Source organism: Streptomyces montanus (assembly GCF_005786655.1).
GTDB lineage: Bacteria > Actinomycetota > Actinomycetes > Streptomycetales > Streptomycetaceae > Streptomyces > Streptomyces sporangiiformans.
This window is the reverse complement of record NZ_VBZC01000047.1, coordinates 1-356: the sequence shown is the minus strand read 5'-3', so window position 1 is coordinate 356 and position 356 is coordinate 1. Positions and strand designations below refer to the sequence as shown.

The 356-nt window shown below is 67.7% G+C and carries 1 protein-coding gene; it reads left to right on the top strand.

The annotated features are described in order from the left end of the window. Window positions 1–356, top strand: a 356-nt coding sequence (locus FE633_RS33165) for a radical SAM protein (protein ID WP_246113951.1), incomplete at both ends; no start/stop codon positions are given.

Below are 356 nucleotides of genomic sequence, written 5' to 3'. Positions count from 1 at the left end.
TGCGTCACGGCATGCAAGTTCTGTGCCTTCTACGCCGCGCCGAAGGACACCGCCAAGGGCTGGACCCGCGACCTCGACGACATCCTGCGCCGCTGCGCGGAGACCGTCGAACTCGGCGGCACGCAGATCATGTTCCAGGGCGGCCACCACCCCGACTACGGCGTCGAGTACTACGAGAAGCACTTCAGCGCCATCAAGTCCGCCTTCCCGCAACTCGTCATCCACAGCCTCGGCGCATCGGAAGTCGAGCACATGGCCCGGATCTCCAAGGTGTCGGTCGAGGAGGCGATCCAGCGGATCCACGCCGCCGGGCTCGACTCCTTCGCCGGCGCGGGCGCCGAGCTGCTGCCCGAACG